11 protein-coding genes are annotated in these 19,062 nt (G+C 58.7%); 4 read left to right on the plus strand and 7 right to left on the minus strand.

Translation table 11 applies throughout. The features are described from left to right. Window positions 1-23 precede the first annotated feature (23 nt). The 6 genes from ACWHXD_RS10255 to ACWHXD_RS10280 all read right to left on the minus strand — a co-directional run bounded on the left by ACWHXD_RS10255 (window position 24) and on the right by ACWHXD_RS10280 (window position 10,824). Window positions 24-557, minus strand: a complete 534-nt coding sequence (locus ACWHXD_RS10255; protein ID WP_050499427.1) for an Imm15 family immunity protein — start codon at window positions 555-557, stop codon at window positions 24-26. Next, a complete protein-coding gene (locus ACWHXD_RS10260) occupies window positions 554-5,023 on the minus strand; it encodes an RHS repeat-associated core domain-containing protein (protein ID WP_050499426.1) in 4,470 nt (1,489 codons plus the stop codon). The genes ACWHXD_RS10255 and ACWHXD_RS10260 overlap by 4 nt, the downstream gene beginning before the upstream one ends. Continuing rightward, window positions 5,020-7,800, minus strand: a complete 2,781-nt coding sequence (locus ACWHXD_RS10265) for a type VI secretion system Vgr family protein (protein WP_138763415.1) — start codon at window positions 7,798-7,800, stop codon at window positions 5,020-5,022. Before ACWHXD_RS10265 ends, ACWHXD_RS10260 begins: the two co-directional genes overlap by 4 nt. A 191-nt stretch (window positions 7,801-7,991) precedes the next feature. Beyond that, complete coding sequence (gene icmH, locus ACWHXD_RS10270) at window positions 7,992-8,789, minus strand: type IVB secretion system protein IcmH/DotU (protein ID WP_050499424.1); 798 nt, start codon at window positions 8,787-8,789, stop codon at window positions 7,992-7,994. Between the two features lie 15 nt (window positions 8,790-8,804). After that, window positions 8,805-10,571, minus strand: coding sequence for a type VI secretion system baseplate subunit TssF (tssF, locus tag ACWHXD_RS10275; protein WP_032892599.1), 1,767 nt, complete (start codon window positions 10,569-10,571; stop codon window positions 8,805-8,807). 22 nt (window positions 10,572-10,593) lie between these two features. Next, window positions 10,594-10,824: a hypothetical protein gene (locus ACWHXD_RS10280; protein ID WP_499083916.1), complete on the minus strand. Its 231-nt coding sequence runs from the start codon at window positions 10,822-10,824 to the stop codon at window positions 10,594-10,596. 61 nt (window positions 10,825-10,885) lie between these two features. On the opposite strand from ACWHXD_RS10280, the gene tssM reads away from it, so the two are divergent. Further along, entirely contained in the window at window positions 10,886-14,563 is a 3,678-nt protein-coding gene (gene tssM / locus ACWHXD_RS10285) for a type VI secretion system membrane subunit TssM (protein ID WP_050499423.1), read from the plus strand. Between the two features lie 36 nt (window positions 14,564-14,599). Here tssM and ACWHXD_RS10290 read toward each other — a convergent pair whose 3' ends face one another. Then, window positions 14,600-15,391: a helix-turn-helix transcriptional regulator gene (locus ACWHXD_RS10290; RefSeq protein WP_032892598.1), complete on the minus strand. Its 792-nt coding sequence runs from the start codon at window positions 15,389-15,391 to the stop codon at window positions 14,600-14,602. Window positions 15,392-15,528: 137 nt separating this feature from the next. On the opposite strand from ACWHXD_RS10290, the gene ACWHXD_RS10295 reads away from it, so the two are divergent. The 3 genes from ACWHXD_RS10295 to gltS all read left to right on the plus strand — a co-directional run bounded on the left by ACWHXD_RS10295 (window position 15,529) and on the right by gltS (window position 18,955). After that, window positions 15,529-16,632, plus strand: coding sequence for a polyamine ABC transporter substrate-binding protein (locus tag ACWHXD_RS10295; RefSeq protein WP_098952208.1), 1,104 nt, complete (start codon window positions 15,529-15,531; stop codon window positions 16,630-16,632). A 28-nt stretch (window positions 16,633-16,660) separates the two neighbouring features. After that, the gene (locus ACWHXD_RS10300) at window positions 16,661-16,948 is read left to right on the plus strand and encodes a hypothetical protein (RefSeq protein ID WP_032892595.1); all 288 of its coding nucleotides are present in this window, start codon (window positions 16,661-16,663) and stop codon (window positions 16,946-16,948) included. 795 nt (window positions 16,949-17,743) lie between these two features. After that, the gene (gene gltS, locus ACWHXD_RS10305; protein ID WP_003190086.1) at window positions 17,744-18,955 is read left to right on the plus strand and encodes a sodium/glutamate symporter; all 1,212 of its coding nucleotides are present in this window, start codon (window positions 17,744-17,746) and stop codon (window positions 18,953-18,955) included. The last annotated feature ends 107 nt before the right edge of the window (window positions 18,956-19,062 follow it).

The following is a 19,062-nucleotide window of genomic DNA, read 5'->3' on the forward strand; positions in this document are numbered from 1 at the left end:
CGGTCTTCACAATAGCTATACCCCTATATTTCATGGAATTGTTTAGGGATGGCATATATCCTTACGATATCCTCATTGCAAGCCTGGTCAAAAAATCTACTTTCATAAAATATGAAGCTGTTTATCAAGTTGCATCTTGAAAAGTACTCTTGAATTTTTGCAAGTTCGATAGATTTTTCATTGGGGTTATTCTGTTTTAAGTGTGCTTTAAAATGGTTGTCTTTTTTTTGATTTGGATAGATGAATATGTTTGGAATGATGGGGTGATTTTCGAAGGCGTCACCAAAGTCTGTAAATGATATAGCTGTGAATAGCTCGTCTTCTGTTGTGTTTCTTGCTCGCGCTATAATATTTATTGTATTTAGCAGGAATACTGAAAAGCCAATCAGAAAGTTTGTAGTGTTGCTTTTTCCTAAGGAATCTGAGAGTAGGTCTGCTCTGCTGTACCTTGATATGAGTGGGATTTCCTCGAAACTATCATGGCTTTCAAAGAATACATCCATGTCGTTGTATGGTTCTTGACTGATTATAGATTCGTATAGGTCTGTAAGTTTCATTTTTTCGGTATTTCCCATCCGTGATTATTTAGCCAGTCAATTGTTTTATTGGAAAAGGTAACATCGCCCTTTCCTTTGTCATGAATCGTCCCATCAAGATTGTAGCCCGACCCGCATGGGCAATGTGCATGCCACTGACTGTTGGGTACGCTCTGTTCCGGTCCGTCAATTCGTACAATTTCAGGAGGCGCTTGCTCTCTTTTAACTTTAGTTTGAGCTTGTTTTGGGGTTCCGCCTGATCCGCCTTTCTTTTTGGCGAGGCCAAGTGGATCAATCCACTCCACCGGATTTGGCGTGTAGGCATACACATTCAAGTCACCCGCGAACCCAATCGGATCCTTGCCAATAAACCGCCCGACCTGCGGATCATAGTACCGATAGCGGTTGTAGTGCAGCCCGGTTTCCACATCGAAGTACTGGCCTTGAAAGCGCAACGGATTGCGGATGTCGGTACGTTTGGCAGTCTCGCTACGCTGCTCCTTCGCCAGTCCCCAGGCTTTGTAGACCCCGGCCCAGGCGATGTCACCTTGTTCGTCCGTCAACTCCATCGGTGTGCCGAGGTGGTCGCATTGGTACCAGGCCACAGCGCTGAAGGTCACTGGTTCTGGTTTGTGCTGCCAAACCGGATCACGGTCGATGTCGTAAGCGCCTTCGTACACGGGCTCGGCCAGCAGTTGGATGCTGCGTTGCTCCACCGCCTGCGCCACCGGCACAAAACTGCCCGGTTCAAAAAAGTAGTGGGTGAGGCGTTCGCTTTTGTCGTTGTTACGGCTTTCGAAGGCCAGCAGATCACCGTCCCAGCCATAAATCGTGTAGCCGCAGCCATATAGCTCGTCGAGCTTGGCGCGCTCCAGCTTGTTCCACATCGGCCCGGCTTCGCGGCGGTCGTGGTACTTGGCCTTGGACAGTTTGAACAGCCTTCGGCCCAGTGCGTCGTAAGCGAAGCTGACGGTGAGTCTGTCGTCTGCGTAGCCGATCAGACGGTCGTACAAATCCCAGGTGAAGTGGGATTTTTTGCCGTTATGCAGACGCTCTTTGAGGTTCCCGCGTTCGTCGTAGCTGTAGTGGGTGCCAACGTAGTCGCGCAGCAGGTTGTCGAGCAGTTTGGTTGGGCCGTATTGGTTGGGACGACGCGGTGCCTGCGGGTCTAGGAGGTTGCTGGCCGGGTCGAAGGCGAAGGTTTCTTCGCCGCTGATGGTTTGGGCTGCGAGCAGGCGACCAAGTGGGTCGTAGCGATAGCTGAGGGCTCCGCGCCGGGTGTCATCGATGCGGGTCAGTTGGCCGGCAGCGTCGTGCCGGTAGTTGCGCACAACCAAGCGTTGGGAGTCGCCGCGTTTACCCAATGCCTGTTCCAGCAACTGGCCGTTGGGTGTCCAGGCTTGTCGCTGCTGTAGACCGTTGCCCTGGTCGCGGACGATTTCGCGGTGCAGGTTGTCGCGTTGGTAGCTGAGCAGTTCGGTGTCGTCGACCTTCAAGGCCAATAGATGACCGCTGCCATAGGTCAACCAACTGACACGATGGCCGTCTGGTCGTGTAGTAGCGATACGCTGGTTGAGGGCATCGTATTCGTGCTTCCAGATGGCGACATGCGGTTCCTGCAAATAACGCAGGTACTGATGCTCGCGGATGTTGTTGCCTGCACGGTCGTAAAACCATTGCAGCTTGCATGCAGCGTTCTCGGCCAGCAGTAGGTTGCCGTTGCCGTCGTAGGCGAAGGTCTCGGTCTGCCATTCCTCGCCCTTCCTGTGCCCGGCATTACGGGCGATCAGGCGACCGAGTGGGTCGTACTCGAACGTAGTGACCCGGTCGCCAGCTATGCGACGGGTCGGCTGGTTGCTGCCGTGGTCGTAGAGGTAGTCGGTGATCTGTTTGTCGAAGCCGGTTTCCTGGCGTAGACGTCCGGCTGGATCGTACTTGAAGCTGGCGGTGCTGTTGTTTTCGTTGCGTAACTCGGTCAGTTGACCGAGGCGATCCCAGCGGTAATCGAGGGTGGTGTCGTTGGCATCCAGGCGCTTCTGGATCAGCCCAGCCTCGTTGTAATACCAGGTGGTGCGTTGGCGCAGGGCGTCGGTGTGGGTAAGCAGGCGGCCTTCGGCGTCGCGTTCGAAGTGTTCTTCGGTCTTGTCTGGGTGGATCAGTCGTACGAGTTGCCCGGCGCGGTACTCATAGGCAGTGGTGCTCCCTTCGGCATCGGTAAAACTGGCGAGTTGCCCCAAAGAATCGTAATGCCACTGGCTAACCTTGCCGGAACAATCGGTATAGCGAGTCAGCTGGCCGTCAGCGTTGTAGGCCAGTTGCTTGGCACCACCGTTGGCATCGGTGATGACCACGGGCAGGTTGTCGCTGTTGTAGCTGTATTGAGTTTTGTTCTCCAGCGGGTCGATGGTTTCGATGATGTTGCCGCGTTGATCGTAGTCGTACTTCCACAGGCCGCCTTCGGCATCGCGGGTTTTGAAGCGTTGATCCTGATCATCGTAGGCGTGATGAACACTGCTGCCGTCGGGGCGGAGGTGTTGGAGCAGGTTGCTCCGGTCATCGTAGACATAGTTGTCGGTACTACCGTCGGTGTGGATATGACGGACGACGTTCTTGGCATCGTCCCGGTAGAACCACTCTTCATTGCCGTCTGGATGGATGACACGGTAGGTGTAGCCGAGGATGTCGTAGTAGTACCAGGTCTCCTGGCCCAGCGCGTCGGTCACGTAGGTCAGGCGGATATTTTCATCCCACTCCAGGCGGGTGTCGTAGGTGCCGTCGTCGGCCCATTCGCGTATGGCCTTGGCGTCGGCACCTTCGCCTTGCCATTGCAGGTTGATACCGCGCCCGGTGCGGTCGGTATAACGGGTGATCAGGTGATGCTGATATTGGTAGTCCCACTGCGCGGCGTGTTCGTCGCGGGCGGCAATCAGGTCGCCGTGTTCGTCGTAGTCATAACCCGTCAGTTGGCGCTGAGGCAGGCCTTCGTGCATCAACCACAGAGCATTGATACGGCCGTGTTCGTCGAGGCGGGTCTGAATGTGCTGGTGCTGAGTGTCATCCTGGTAGGTGAGCAGGTCTGAAAGCAGGGCCCGGCCTGCATGTTGATGCTCATAGTGCAGGGCGATGCGTGCGCCCCCTCGTAAGGTAATGCCGCTGAGCAGGTAGCGATCACCTTGCTTTTGAAATGTCTCCTGGCTGTCGTGACCGCGCACGACCACCAACGTGTTGAGCGTGGTGCGAATCAGCAACACCCCTTCGATCGGGTCGTAGTGATGCTTGCTGATCTGGACATCAGGGTAACGCTGGCTGCGCCCGTCATAGCCGTTATAGCTCAGGCCGTTCTCATCTTGATCAATGCGAATCGAGAATGGCGTGATCCAACGTGCGCCAAGGCTTCCTTGATCAAATGCAGCAAGGCTGGAACGGTAGGTTCGCGTCCACTCGATTGGGAAGGGGCCGGGCAGCGAGAAATCGGTATGTTCCAGTGTTTCACTGCCGGTGGCGAAACTGATGCTGTGGCGAGTACCTACAGGGACGCTAGGCTTGCAGTTCTTACAACCATTTGGGTCATGGGCGGTTTTACGTTGAGTTGATTGACTGACCAGTGGGCCTTGGCCTTGGGTCGCTTGAGCTCGATTGTTCTGGTGACTGGAGGCACTGGCTGTTTGAGTACCTCGACGTTTGCGGGCTGCCAATGCGCTGACCAATGCCATGATCAGGTTGCCGATGCTGCCGATTTTTTTCGGGTCTCCTAGCCCCTGTACTTTTTGCGCCACCGCCAAGCCGATTCTGTCAGCGGCACTGGCGACGGTGAGCAGTTTCTGGCAAACGGCTTTGGACAGAAGCCTGTCGTCAATCATGAATTGGGCGGCAATGCCGACCACTGGGCCGAAGAAGAAAGAGCCAATCTTGGCCTTCTTTGCCAGCGCCTGCTGCCCTTGCTCGCTGGCAATACTCCTGAGCATACGGGCAAAGGCGGCGCATGCTTTCCTGATTTCTGCGGCGATTTTGGTGAGCAGTTCACTGAGACGCGCTTGGATGGCGTTGGCAAAATCTTCCAGGGCGCCGCGAGTTTTGTCGTTAAGGTTCTCCTCCAATGCACTGAGCATGGCCGTCGAAATGGCGGGCAAACCGTTGCGCCTGACCGTTAAAAGCGTGGTGCGCACCGCCAGCCGTGCAGGCCCGACACCGGGAAAGGAGATCAGGCCGACGACATTGACACCAAAGCTGACCCAGGTCAGGAAGTCGTTTTGATCACCGTCGATCAGTGTGAGCAGGTCACCAATCGCATCAATCGCGGCAAAGACGGTGCCGACACCGGGAATCACAGCGCCTGCGGTCTGTACGGCATTCCAGCCAATGGCATCGTTGGTGAGATTACGCAGCCACTTGTCGAGCTTTTCCTTGCCTGCATCAATGTCATTTTTTGATGTGGTATTGAGAGGGGCGGTGGCTGATTGAGGCGGGCGCGCAGTGGCTGCGGTCATTGTGTCTTCTCCGAGAGCTTGCGTGGCAATCCGAGCATCTCGGCGTTTTTCACGAGTGCCTGAGGTAGTTGGGAGGCAAGCGCGGTCGCAGCATCTGGCATTGGCACGGTCTTTTTCAGCAGGTCGGTGGCCAGGCTCGTTGACGTTTGCTTTGTGGCGTTGAGCACCTTGTCCAGCATGGATTGCGCTTGTGCCGGTAGTGGTTTGGAGGCTTCAGTGGCGCTTGCTTCTATCTGCTCATGCGGACCGGGAAAGCCGGGATCGGTCCAGACATCGACCGGGTCTTTGCTGAAAAGCACTTTGGCCGGACCTGGCGCAACACCGGCTACCGCTGCAAATCCGTTCGCGTCCAGAGACCCTTTGAAAACCTTCCCCAAGGCATCCTCAACCTTGTATTCGCCTCCCTTGAAGGCGACTCCGTTGGCATACTGTTGGAGCAATTCCAAATTCCCTTTCCCCGCCTTCGGCTCCTCCGGAAACGCCCCCGCCTTACTCTTCGAAGAGTCGTAGATAAACTGCACGGCGTGCCCGGTGTACACCCCACCGGTAGCATGGGTAATCCCCCCGGCGTTGTAGGTGGTGCTGCTCCCCGCTGCCTGAATCACAATCTCTTCCTTGGCACTCAACGTAATGCGCTCAGCCGTCACGGTGACCTTGAGCTTGGCCAACACGTTGATGTTGTCTTTCAGCGCCCGAATATCGATATCGCCGGAGGCCGCCACCAACCGCCAGCCCAGGCTTTGCACAAAGGTGCGCACACCACGGCTGGCGCTGATCAGCAGGCGCTTGCCGATGGCCAGGCTGGTGTGGCCGCCGCTGCTGAGGGCCAGGTGTTCGCCGCTGGCGATATGGGTGGATTGCGGGGTGTTGCTGGCGATGCCGGCGGGGCTGTGCAGTACCAGGTGCGGTTCGGCCAGTTCCGGGTACTGGTTGGCGTTGGGGTTGCCGCCGGTGCCACGGATGGCGCTGTGTTGGGCCTTGAGTGCGTCGGCGACTTCGTCCTGATCCCCGCTTTCCTGGGCCAGGTGGTCGCGGGCTTCGCTGGCGAAGGTGGCGTGGTGTTGGCGGGCGGTGTCGAGTTGTTCGGCGGTCTCCGGCAGGTCGGTGTGGTGCTCTGCGGCACGGGGGCGCAGTTGGGTGGTGAGTAATAGGCCGGCGCCGGCGCGCAGTACACCGTGGGCGTCGGTGCGCAGTTCAAAGCCTTCGCCACGCGGCACGCCGCCACCGGGGCGTGGGTGGGTGAGGTAGCCGAGGGTGAGGGCGCTGGCGGCGTGGTCGCTCATCAGTGCGGCGCTGATTTGCCCGGTGGTGTCGTCCAGGCGCAGTTCGTTGTGGCGCTCGCCGTGAAGCTCCTTGCTGCGGATGGGGCTGAGGGCCTTGAACTCCGGCAGTTTGTACGGTGAACGGTTGATGGCGTGGTAGCTGCGGCCGATGATCAGGGGCTGGTCGGGATCGCCTTGCACAAAGCCCACCAGCACTTCCTGACCGACCCGGGGCAGGGCAACGTGGCCCCAACCGGCACCGGCCCAGTTGTGGGTGACGCGCACCCAGCAGGAGCTGCGGTCGTCGTCCTGGCCTTCGCGGTCCCAGGGGAATTGCACGCGCACGCGGCCGTGTTCGTCGCAGTACATTTCTTCGCCGGGCGGGCCGACCACGGTGGCGATCTGTGGGCCTTCGATACAGGGTTTGGGGCGTGGTGGCGCTTGCCATTCGACGCTGTCGGGAATCAGTGTGGCGGTGAAGCTGTAGTGGGTACCCACTTTGCTGTCGGCCGCTTCTTCTTCCATCGCCGTGTGTTGGCGGCCAGTGTGCTTGATGTGCACGGCGCGCCAGCCGATGTTGAGGTCTTCACGCGGATGCCCGGTCAGATCAAACGCCAGCCCCGGGACCAGGCGCGCATCGTCGCCCGTGACTTCGGCGGTGCGCGCATCGCCGCGCAGGCCTTGCAGGCGGGTCTGGGTAAAAGGTTTACCGGCGTCGTCGTGCTTGTAGCGGCCGGGGTAGTCGTAGCGTTCGTAGTCGGGGCTTTGGTGCTCCAGCTGGCGTGCCTGCTCGTGTTGCTCCAGGTTGTAGCGCGGGTGGGTGAAGGTGTAGTCGCGCTGGGTTTGCTGGGCACTGCGCACCTGCTCGCGGTAGGTGAAGCTGTTCAGCGCCGGCTGCGCCTGATCGCCACCGGGGTTGGCCTCGTACACCAGCGGTTCGCCCTCGAGCATCCCGAAGCTGGCGATATGGTCGGCCTGAATCAGTTGATGCCCGCCCTCGCTGTGCTGGAAGATCGACAGCAGGCCTTCTTCGGCGGCCAGGCGCTGGTAGAAGTCCCAGTCCAGGTCGCCGGCCTGCACGCAGTATTCGCGGGGCAGGTGGGTTTCGGTCAGGTGTTGGGTACAGGCGCCCCAGCGGCGTTCGGTGCACAGCTGTTCGAGGATCTGCGGCACGCTGCGTTGCTGGAAGATGCGCCAGTCCGATTGCAGGGTGGCGCGGGCCAGTTGTGGTTCGATCACGGCGCGATAGCGGGTGCGGCGAAAGCCGGTCTTGCCCTGTTCGAAACGGCTGATGAGGCCGTGTACATGGCGTACCGGTTGCTCGCCTTGCCAAATGGTCAGGGCGGCGGGTTGATCCAGCAGTTGCATGAAGTTGGCGTTGGCCGAAGTGCTGACCAAATCCACGGTCAGGCAATACAGTTCGCCAATACCTTCGGTAAGTTCAAACGAGACCACATCGAAGTCGATACTGGCGGTAGAACTGAAGGCAAAGCGCACATCACGCAAGTTAGGCATGGCAACTCCTGCGGGCAATCCCTTTGGCAGGTTTCAGAGGCCTTGAACTTTAAAGAGGCGTTATCTGGCTGTCGCCTTCATGCTTTCCGTGTGTGTTGTGGGAAGTTTCTCTTAGTTGGAGGTGGGGTGGTTTTTTCGAGGTGGCTACATACGTTGTTAGTACGGGGGGGCAACGAATGTGCGCACCGTCGTTAACGCAACAAGATGGCTTCCAGCGATTGCATGACTTGTTGAGTGGTGGTGTTCAAGCGGATGGCAAAGAACGTGTATGCCCCCAGGCAAACCACTCCGGCTGCTGCCCAGGGCGTCCACAACGGCCATTGCCGGTTCAACTGGTAGTTGCGCGGCGCAACGTTATCCAGTGGGCGGGTCAATTGCTCAGGTGCCGGCTCGTGCAGTGCGCCGACGACGCTCTGTAACCGGCTGATCAACTGTTGCAAGGCCTGGTCGCCTTGGGTCTGCACGCTGTACTGGCCCTTGAAGCCCAGGCATAGGCACAGGTACATGAATACCAGCACGTCGCGGTAGTGTTCCGGGGTTTCCTGCAGACGCGTCAGCAGGGTGAAGAACGTTTCGCCGCCCCAGGTTTCCTGGTGGAAGGTGCTCAGCAGCGATTTGGCTTGCCACACCGACCCGCTGCCCCAAGGCGTGGCTAATACGGCCTCATCGACAAACACACATAGCGCGTAGGAGAACACCCGCAGTTCGGCCTCGCTGTAGTCGTGCTGGCGCAGCTCTTCCAGCATGACCGTGATCTGGTTAGCGAGGTGCCCGTGCAGTTGTTCTCCCGCGCGGTAGGCATCGGTTTTGCGCAAACGAATCACCAACCCGAACAGTGGCATGGCGACATCCACCAGCGGGTTGAGGCTATGCCCGCGCAACTGGAACTCCAGCGGGTCGTGATGGCAGAACAGTTCATGGTCAGGCAGGTTTTCGCGGGCGTCGTCGTGCGTACTGGAGAAGGTAGTGGTAGGGGTGAGGATTGGCATGCCGGTCTCCACGAATCAGATGATGGGTTGCTGGCCGGTACGCATCGGCCAAGTAAAGGCAGTGCGGTCGGCGGCGTTGATGATTTCCAGCTGATGGAAGGCGTTGGCGCTGGCATACAGCGCCATGAAATGTGAGAGCACACTGCCAAACAGGTGCAGGTCGCCGGCATTGCTGAAGGCGGCGGGGTCCATGGTCAGGGTGGTGCAGTTGCCGCGCACGGGGACTCCCTTGATCAACCAATCGACCGGGGCGGTGCTGACTTGGCGAATGCCCTCCAGGCGGCGTTGGGTGGCGCGGTGGTGGGGCTGGTCGTGAGCGGCGACGAAGTCATATACCTGTAACACCGCCTTGAGCGCTGCAGGCGAAGAGAGTGACAGGTTGTTCAGGGCCAGGTTGGAGATCAGCGCCCACTGGGTCTGGCCGTCAAGCATCGGCGGGTAGGCGCGTGTTGGACGGGTGAGGTTGCGATAGGTGGCGAACGAAGGGGTGGTTTGGGTGATGAGGCTGAGTTCGCCCACCTCTAAGTGTCTAGGCAGGTCGCCGTTGCTGCAGGTCAGTTCGATGTTGAGCACTTCACGCGCGCCCAGGTATGGGCGCTGGTCGGCATAGATCAGGCGCAGGCTGTGTTTGGCGCGATCCTTGAGCAGTTCCGGTTCAATGGTGTGGCTGTAATAGCGCGCCGTGCGCTCGCCGGCCGGTTCCACCTGATGCTGCAACGACTCATACGGGGCGAAGTCGACGCGATAATTGTCCGCTGCGGTTTGCGGCTTGCGACGCCGAGCGCTGACCTGGTCGATGCTGAAAATCTCATAGGTATGGGCGTATGGGCCGCGCGGCTGCACTGATGCGTGCAATTCTTCTCCGTCCAGTTGGATTGGTTCGGCGGGGTGCTCAAACAGGTTGATGGCAGGGGTGCAGTACAGGCAGAGCGTGTCAGGGGTGATCTGGAGGGACGCCGGCAGCGGAGTGGAGAAGTGCAACTCCAGGCGAGTCCGCCCCGCCGTTGCCTGCGGCCAGAGGCGGCTTAGCCCGCTGACGCTGAAGCCGTGAAAGCGCTGGGGAAAGTAGAAATACTCCTGGAGCAGGCGATAGCCCTCCAGTTGATGGTCCAGGCCAGGTAACAGGGCCTCCTGGGGCGTGAATCCGGGAAAGCCCAGGGCATCCGGGGGCAGGCCCATGCGCTGGTCGTCGAAACACAACACCATCTTGTTAAGGTGTTGGGCCAGCCATTGGTAGAGCGTCAGCGCGTTGAGCTCGCTGCCACCAAGATGGAAATCCAGGCGGTTGCTGCTGATTTCACTCAGCGGCTGGTCCGACAAGGCCTGCAGCTCGATGCTTAACACCGACTTTTGCACACTGTGGGAAACACCGACGCTGCTGACCTGCAATGGATAAAGGGTCACATCGGTACAGGTGCGAAAGGTGCAACTGACGCCGTCTACCGGCCGGGAAAACAGCTGCGTGCCCTTGGCAATCACCTGCGGGCCGCTGAGAGCCTGCACCACCGGGTCAAAACGCACGTGGGTCACGCTCGGCAATGGACGCAGGTAGTTGGGGTAAACCTGTTGCAGCAGCGGGTGAGTGAGCTGCGGAAGATCGTCTTCGATTTTCAGGGCCAGTTTGGCGGTCAGAAAGGCGAAGCCTTCCAGCAGGTGCGCGGCACCTGGGTCGCTTGCCTGGTCACCCAGAAACGGCGCCAGCTGCGGATTATCTTCAGCGAACTCGCGTCCCAACTCGCGCAAGTAGCGAAGTTCTTCTGAAAAACGATCTTTTAGTGGCATGGCGCGAGCCTGTTTAGTGGGTTTAAGTTGTATGGGTTAGTTGTAAGAAGGTTCTGTAGGAAAGTTGTGGTTTGATATTTTTTTGGATTGCAAGGCTGTTTGTGAATGGTTCTTTTGGTTGGCGTGTTTCGTCAAGGTAATTGCAGGGCTTAGGTGTAATATTTTGTTTCTCTAGAAAATAGCATTGATTGCTGGTTATTTGCACTGCTACTGTTTGTTTGAAGTTACGAACGACATCCTTCAAGTCCAACATTGTTTTCCTCCATTAGGGTGGGGCCGTTTTTATCTTGGAAAAAGTTCAGGGGCGAACAGTCATGAATAAGAAGCTGGGCATGTTGGCACGTGGGTTTTCTGCCCTTCAGCGCCATGGGGCACTCGTCGCTATGGTGGCCGGGATGTTGGCGATTGCTGTGGTGCTGGGCTGGCTCTGGTGGCTAGCGCCGAACTGGACCTGGCGCGACACGCAACCGTTGGCGCCTTGGCCGCTGCGCCTGGCCATCAGCGTGGTTTTGCTGGTGTTGCCGCTGTTGGCCTGGACCTGGCTGGTTCATCGTCGTCAGCGCCGTTTGCAGCTGGAGCGTGAGCAGCAGGCACAACGGGTGCAAGACCCTTGTCTGGTTCACCTGCAAGCCCAGGAACGCTCATTGGAAAACAATCTGGCGCGGGTTCGGGACAACCATCAGGGCCGTAGCCTGCACCAGATCCCCTGGTACTTGGTGCTGGGGGAAGAGAACGCCGGCAAGTCCAGCTTTATCAGCCGCTCCAGCCAGAGTTTCGCCCTGACCCGCACCGCGCGCAGTGGTACCGCGCAGACCACCTCGGATCCAGACCTTGCGTTCGACATCGACTGGTGGATCGGCGATGAGGCGGTGTTGATCGATCCGCCCGGCGAGTTCATCAGCCAGCCCGAGCGGCAACCGCAGCCGACGCCGGCTCCAGTCGCGCCCACTGAGAATGCGGCGGCGGACCCTGAAGCGGTCGCCGAGCCCGTGGTCGTTGCCCAAGTCAAACAACCCACCGGCCTGCCCGCCGGCGCCGAGAAACGCCTGTGGCACCATATGATCGACTGGCTGGCGCGCAGCCGCAGCCGTCGTCCGCTCAACGGCGTGGTGCTGTTGGTGGACATGGTCAGCCTCTTCGAGCGCCCGCCCAACGAGCGCCGCAATCTGGCCTATATGTTGCGCGCTCGTCTGAACGAACTAGGCCATGAACTGGGCACGCGCCTGCCGTTGTACGTGGTGCTGAGCAAGTTCGACTTGCTCGATGGTTTTGAAGAGTTGTTCGCCAAGCTTCCGGCGTCGGCGCGGGAAGAGGTGCAGGGGTTTACCTTCAGTCTCGAATCCGTCGGGGATTTTGATGCCTGGCTGGGTGAGTTGACGGTCGTCTATGACCGCTTCGTCGATGCGTTGAACAGGCAGGTCATACGGGCCATGGGTGACCCCGGGCCAGCCGAAGTGCGTGAGCGCCTGTTCTGCCTGATGCGTCAGCTCAGTGGCTCACGGGAGATTTTGTTGCGCTTTCTTGGCGATGTGTTGGGCAGTGATCGCTACACCACGCCAGCCCTGGTGCGTGGTGTGTATCTGTCGTCGGTGTACCAGCGCGGTGTGGTGGCCAACTTGTTTGTCGAGGCCTCGGCACGGGCCTATGGTTTTCCCGCACCGGTCAGCTCGGCCAAACCCCAGGGGCATTCGGTGGTGTACTTCGCCCAGCACCTGTTGCAGCGGGTGGTCTACCCGGAAGCCGGGTTGGCCGGGGACAACTTCAAGGTGGCACGGCACAAGCGTCGCCTGCTGCTCAGCGGTTCGGTACTGGCCGGGATTTCCAGCGCATTGCTGGTGGGCGGTTGGTGGTACTACTACAGTGTCAACCACGACAAGGCCGACCAGGTCCTGGCCCAAAGCCAGGCCTTCAGCAGCAAGGCCAGCGACCTGCAGGCAGACCCCACCGGGCTGAACTTGCTGGTGCCGCTGGATGAAATTCGTAAGGCTGTCACGGTGTATGGCGACTATCGAGCCACCTGGCCGCAATTGGCCGACATGGGCTTGTACCAGGGGCAGCTCATCGGGCCGATGGTCGATCAGGCCTACCTGAACTTGTTGTCCCGACGTTTCTTGCCCGCGATTGCCGAAGGCGCTGTAGAGGTCATCCGCCGCGCCGAACCGGGCAGCGACGAGCAACTTGCCGCGCTGCGCGTGTATCGCATGATCGAGGATCGCGACAATCGTCGTCCGAAGATCGTTGCGCAATGGATGGCCCAGCAATGGCAACAGGCTTATCCGGGGCAGGGCCAACGCCAGGCCGCCTTGATGCGTCATCTGACTTACGCGCTGTCCTATGCCGATGTCGAGCTGCCCGAACACCGCGAGCTCATCGCACTCACCCAACAGCAACTGCGCAAGCTGCCTATGGCGCAGCGGGTGTACATGACCCTGCGCCAGCAGGCCCAGGAACGCCTGCATGGCGAACTGGATTTGCGCAATGAAATTGGCCCGGCCTTCGACGTGGTCTACCGTCCCCTGAACGAACGCGACAGCGGTGCGGCGCTGGACGAAAACCTGACGCTGCCGCCGCTGCTGACCGCACGGGGCTTTCGGGATTATTTCGAGCCCAACAGCCAGAACGTCACCGAGCTGGCATTGATTGATCAATGGGTGCTGGGCGAGCGCCGCAGCCTGGATTATTCCGAGGCTGACCGCAGGGTGCTGACCGAGCGACTGCGGGGCTTGTACAGCGCTGATTACGTCGACAGCTGGCGCCGCGCGTTGAACCAGTTCGCCGTGACCGACTTCACTGACCTGGCCCAAACCCTGGAAGTACTGGGGCAAGTCACCGGCCCGGCCGCGCCGCTGCGTCGTCTGTTGGAAACCGTGCGTGACAACACGCTGATCTATCCACCACCCACCGGCAAGGACGAGGGCGCTCCCGGCGATGAGGCGGGTCGCACTCAGGCGCTCGGCATCCACCGCGCGTTCGCGGGCCTGTCCGGGTTGCTCAATGCCGAGCAGGACAAGCCCTCCTACTACGAAGAAACCCTGCGCGCGATCAGTGGCGTCTACGACTATGTTAAAGGTGTGCAGGATCAGCCGAACCCTGGCAAGGCGGCACTGGGCGTGGTGCTTACCCGGTTTTCCAAGTCCGATCCTGACCCGATCCGCAACTTGCAACGCATCGCTTCGGGTCTGCCCGAGCCACTGAACCGACACGTTAACCAATTGGCTGTACAGAGCTCTCAGATGCTGAACATTACCGCGTTGCGCGAGTTAGAAAAACGTTGGGACAGTGAGATTTACAGCTTTTACCGTGACCGCTTGGCTGGACGCTATCCGTTCAAGGCCAGTGGCGAGGATGCCTCGCTGCAGGACTTCGTCGCTTTCTTCGGACCAAAAGGGCGTCTGCAACGGTTTCAGGACCAGTATCTGAACGTATTCCTCAAGGACAATCTGGACAGCCTGTCCACTGGAGACCAGGGCGGCCACTGGGTGCGCCAAGAGGTATTGGAGCAACTTGAAAAGGCAGAGCGCATCCGCGAAACCTTCTTCAACCCAGACGGCCAATTGGCCGTGCAACTAACCATCGAGCCGCTGGCCTTGAGTGCGACCCGCCTGAGCAGCATGTTCAGCGTCGATGGCCAGTTGATCCCTTATCAGCATGGTGCGCCGCAACGCACGGGGCTGGTGTGGCCGAACACCCTGGGCAATACCAATGGCAGCCAACTGACCCTGGTACACAGCACCGGCAACACCGCCAGTTTGAGTTATCGCGGACCGTGGTCACTGTTTCGGCTGCTTAGCCGCGGGCACCTCAATGGAAGAACCGACACCAGCGTGGACCTGACCTTTGCCGTTGCCGATGGGTTGATGCGTTATCGCATTGGTGCGGAGAAAGCCAACAACCCCATCACCCAGCGAAGTTTTGAAGGGTTTGCTTTACCGAGGACTTTGCTGGAAGAGCGGCGGCAAGCATCATCCGAGGATGAGGTCACCCTGTTGTAGAACTGTCATTTACCCCGCCAGCGCACCGCCCCCCCTTCAAAGCGTCGATGTAATCTCCTGCCGTGGCATAAAAAACCGCGCAAACAGCTCCGACTGAGATTTGATATTCAGCTTGCTGTAGATATTGCGGCGGTGAACCTTGATGGTTTCTGTCGACAACGACAGCTTGCCGGCGATCTCTTTGTTGGAGAACCCACTGAGCAGTAACTTGAGCACGTCTTTTTCACGCGTCGTTACGTGTGTTTCCAACTGAGTGAGTGCCTCGGCCCATGGGGTCGGCTCGGCGAGGTTTTTTGCCGGGTCGGTTTCAAAGCCCATGCGTTGATGCATCATTGCTGTTACCCACGGCTTGATCATGTCCAATACCGTTATCTGCGCCTGGGTGAAGCGCAGGTTGCTGCCAAATGACATGCACAACGTTCTGTCGGCATCGAGCTGTACGTTGTATTGCGCCTCATCGACCGAGATGTACTGCGCAAAATATTGTTGGTAGTACTCGGTTTCCCGGAAGTGTTCCGGCGCAATATCGAGCAGATGGAAGAACCCGCTCTGCGGGTTTTCTCGATCAGCGATATAGAACGGGTCCAGCAGATACAGGCCTTTCACATAGCGATGAATAAAAGCGTCGATTTCTTCGCTGTCGGCCACCTCGGGCAGGCTGATCACACGTACTGCGTGGTCGCCGAAAACCAGCACCACCCAATTGTCTATCTGCACATATTCATTCAGTACCCGAATCAACGAACTCCAGAACTCCGGGCGATTGAGCTGCATGATCAGTTTTCCAACCGATCGGTGCCAAGCCAGGCTATGAAGGTCAAGCGACATGTTCTACCCCTTTAGGGTTAGGGCTTTGCAGGCCAGAGCTAAGTACTTGTAGGTATTTACTATTCGTCGAGGCTCGGTATATTCACCCCGAGCTTACGATAGCCATGAAGGCGCGTCGTGTGGACAGGGATAGTCATATGAGTCGAGCACACTTGCGAGCTATTTTTTTAGCTTCGTTTATGGGCGCTGTAATCAGCACGCCCGCGGCCGCCGCTGAAAATTCGGTGTATCTGTATAACTGGTTCGGGTTTCTTGAGCCGCAGACGCCCAAGCAATTCCAGCAGGAGAGCGGCATCAAGCTGCATATGGATGCCTTCGACAGCGCCGAAACCATGCAAAGCAAGGTCATGGCTGGGCGCACCGGTTATGACCTGGTGGTGGCCACCTCCAATGTATTGCCCGGCTTGATCAAGGCCGGGGTGTTGCAACCATTGGATCGTGCGCAGTTGAGTAATCTGTCGCACATCGACCCTGACATCCTGGCCCTGCTGGCGGTCAATGACCCCGGTAACCGCTACGCCGTGCCCTATGTCTGGGGCACCACCGGCATTGGCTACGACGTGGATAAGGTCAAAGCGGCACTGGGTGATGACGCGCCGGTGGACAGCTGGGACCTGATCTTCAAAGAAGAAAACATCAGCAAGCTCAAGTCTTGTGGCGTGGCCATGCTCGACTCCCCCAGCGAGATCATTTCCATTGCCTTGCACTATCTGGGGCTGCCCAGTAACAGCACCGATCCAGAGGATTACCAGAAGGCCCAGGCGCTGTTGTTGAAAATCCGTCCCTATGTACTCTATTTCGACTCGTCGAGAATCGACACCGACCTGGCAGACGGCAATATCTGTGCGGTCGTCGGCTGGGCCAATGGTGCCCTGGCGGCGCAGGCGATTAATGAAAAGTCCAACAGTGGCCGCAAGATTGCCTACAGCCTGCCGCGCGAAGGCGCCTTGGTCTGGTCTGAAAACTGGGTGTTGCTCAAGGACGCTCGCCACCCCAAGGCCGCTCTGGAATTCATCAACTACATGCTGCGGCCACAGGTGATAGCCAAGACCTCCAACTACATGCTCTATCCCAACGCCAACAAAGATGCCACGAAGTTTGTCGAGCAGAAGTTGCGGGATAACCCTTGGATCTATCCCGATAAAAAGACCATGGCGACATTGGTTCCGCTTGAGCCCTTGCCGCTGAAGGCCGAGCGTATTCGCACGCGGGTCTGGACCAAGGTTAAAAGCGGTACGTGATGGGGATGGGGCCGGGGAGGGAGACAGCATGCGCCAGGGCGGTGATCAGCGCTACTTAGAGTCAGACGACTACAAGGCCTACAAAGAAATTGAAGAGCAGATCGGCTTGTGTACGCCAGAACAGGCCTGGGCCATGTATTACGTTTCGACGGGCATGGTGCGGGAAAACATTACCCTGGCGGTGATGGAGCACATTGGCCGGGGCAATCGTGCCTTGTTGCTTGAGTTTCCCGACCTGGTGCGAGTTGCCGGGCGTGACGCTGAGCCGGGTGCGCTCGCTTCCAACTGGCCTTTGCTGCGCAGGCGTCGTCGATAACTCTGCTGGGTGTACCTCTCGACGGGCGATACGCAGCATCGATACGAAGCTGAACCCGTGACGGTCCGACAGTCGACGCCTATCTCCCTGACACACCACGATCAAACTGTGGGAGCTGGCTTGCCTGCGATGACGGCCTGCCAGCCGACGCCTATCTCCCTGACACCCCGCGATCAAACTGTGTGGGCTTGCCTGCGATGACGGCCTGCCAGCCGACGCCTATCTCTCTAACACCCCGCAATCCAACTGTGGGAGCGGGCTTGCTCGCGAAGGCGGCTTGGCAGTCAACACAGTTGGATTGGGTACATATCCATTGCTGCGGTAACGGCCGCTTAGGGTTCCGCCCTGACGGCGGCTCACTTTTGAAAAGCGCAAAAGTAAGCAAAACGCTCTTGCCCCACCACTCGGCACCTCGCTTGGGCTCGGTGTGCCCGAACACAGGCTTGAATCCGTGGGCCGCCGCCACGCGCCATCCATGGCGCGGGGCGGCTAACCCGGCGTCCTGCCGGGTTACCCACGAATTCAAGCCTGCGTTCGGCCAGCGTGGTTTAACGGGGCGCCTAAGATCAAAAGCAGATCAAGAGCGGCTCGCTTCGCATCGTGGTTACCGTCGGGTACTTCGGCTTATAGAGTTGTATCGATACTTATCCCTATGGGGAGGTGCAGCTCAGTTGTAGGTTATTATTGTGAGGCTTGTAGGGAAAGTCTGCATTTTTTGTAGGGTCGATGCCTTTTCGCCCTGTGTTCTCTACTCTGGCCACCCATTCTCCCTGCCCACTTCAGAGAACTGACCGGATGCTTCAACTCGATTTTTATTCAACCCTCGTTGCCGCTTCACTGGTGCTATTGCTGGGGCGCGGGCTTGTGGCCCGTATCGGCTTTTTGCGTACTTACAATATTCCGGAACCGGTAGCCGGTGGCCTGCTGGTCGCCATGCTGCTCCTGGCGTTGCGCGGGTTTGCCGATATCGAAGTACGCTTCGATCCTTCATTGCAAACCCCCTTGATGCTGGCGTTCTTTGCCACGATCGGTTTGAACGCCGACTTTGCCAGCCTGAAGAAAGGCGGGCGTATCCTGGCGGTGTTTCTGCTGGTGGTAACGGGCTTGCTGGTGGTGCAAAACGCCATGGGGATCGCGCTGGCGTCGGCGCTCGGGCTTGACCCGTTGATGGGCCTGCTGGCGGGTTCGGTGACCTTGTCCGGTGGGCATGGCACCGGCGCGGCCTGGGGGGCGGTGTTCAGTGAGCAGTATGGCGTGGCTTCGGCGTCTGAATTGGCGATTGCCTCGGCAACCTTTGGCCTGGTGCTCGGCGGCCTGATCGGCGGGCCTGTGGCGCGTTTTCTGATCAAGCGGGTCGAGGTGCCAGGTATTGGGCAACCGCAATCGAGCCTGGCCAAGGGGTTTGAACAGCCGAATGAAGAGCGCCTGATCACGGCGTTTTCGTTTATCGAGACCTTGGCACTGGTCGCGATCAGCCTACAGGGCGGCAACCTGTTGAATGCCGCCATCCAAGGCACCGCTTTCGAATTGCCGACGTTCGTGTGTGTACTGTTCGTGGGTGTGGTGCTGCGCAATGGGCTGTCGATGCTCGGCTGGCATCAGGTGTTCGAGCGCGAAGTCTCGGTGCTGGGCAATGTCAGTTTGTCGTTGTTCCTGGCGATGGCGCTGATGTCACTCAAGCTCTGGGACCTGGCGGCACTGGCTTTGCCGATCGTCATTCTGCTGGCCGCACAGGCATTGCTGATGGCGTTGTTCGCGATTTTCGTGACGTTCCGGGTGATGGGCCGCAACTATGATGCGGCGGTACTGGCGGCGGGCCATTGCGGCTTCGGGCTTGGCGCTACGCCCACGGCGATTGCGAATATGCAGGCGGTGACGCAGCGCTTCGGGCCTTCGCAGATCGCGTTTCTGGTGGTGCCGATGGTGGGCGCGTTCTTCATCGATATCGCTAACGCCGTGGTGATCAAGTTGTACCTGGCGCTGCCGTTCCTGGGCACTGCTGGCTGATATTGCACACTTCCTCGTCACGGGCCTGATGACGCGCGCTAGCGTTGCCGCCACAGCCCGTGACGCAGTCTCGCTGGACGTGCTGCTGGCCGTCGATGCCTCGGCAG

Source organism: Pseudomonas fjordensis, assembly GCF_976987115.1.

Bases quoted from the DNA above. Each gene is read 5' to 3' on its own strand.
- ACWHXD_RS10255 (WP_050499427.1), bottom strand. From the start codon at position 557: ATGAAACTTACAGACCTATACGAATCTATAATCAGTCAAGAACCATAC.
- tssF (WP_032892599.1), bottom strand. From the start codon at position 10,571: ATGCCACTAAAAGATCGTTTTTCAGAAGAACTTCGCTACTTGCGCGAG.
- ACWHXD_RS10265 (WP_138763415.1), bottom strand. From the start codon at position 7,800: ATGCCTAACTTGCGTGATGTGCGCTTTGCCTTCAGTTCTACCGCCAGT.
- gltS (WP_003190086.1), top strand. From the start codon at position 17,744: ATGCTTCAACTCGATTTTTATTCAACCCTCGTTGCCGCTTCACTGGTG.
- ACWHXD_RS10300 (WP_032892595.1), top strand. From the start codon at position 16,661: ATGCGCCAGGGCGGTGATCAGCGCTACTTAGAGTCAGACGACTACAAG.
- ACWHXD_RS10260 (WP_050499426.1), bottom strand. From the start codon at position 5,023: ATGACCGCAGCCACTGCGCGCCCGCCTCAATCAGCCACCGCCCCTCTC.
- ACWHXD_RS10290 (WP_032892598.1), bottom strand. From the start codon at position 15,391: ATGTCGCTTGACCTTCATAGCCTGGCTTGGCACCGATCGGTTGGAAAA.
- tssM (WP_050499423.1), top strand. From the start codon at position 10,886: ATGAATAAGAAGCTGGGCATGTTGGCACGTGGGTTTTCTGCCCTTCAG.
- icmH (WP_050499424.1), bottom strand. From the start codon at position 8,789: ATGCCAATCCTCACCCCTACCACTACCTTCTCCAGTACGCACGACGAC.
- ACWHXD_RS10295 (WP_098952208.1), top strand. From the start codon at position 15,529: ATGAGTCGAGCACACTTGCGAGCTATTTTTTTAGCTTCGTTTATGGGC.
- ACWHXD_RS10280 (WP_499083916.1), bottom strand. From the start codon at position 10,824: ATGTTGGACTTGAAGGATGTCGTTCGTAACTTCAAACAAACAGTAGCA.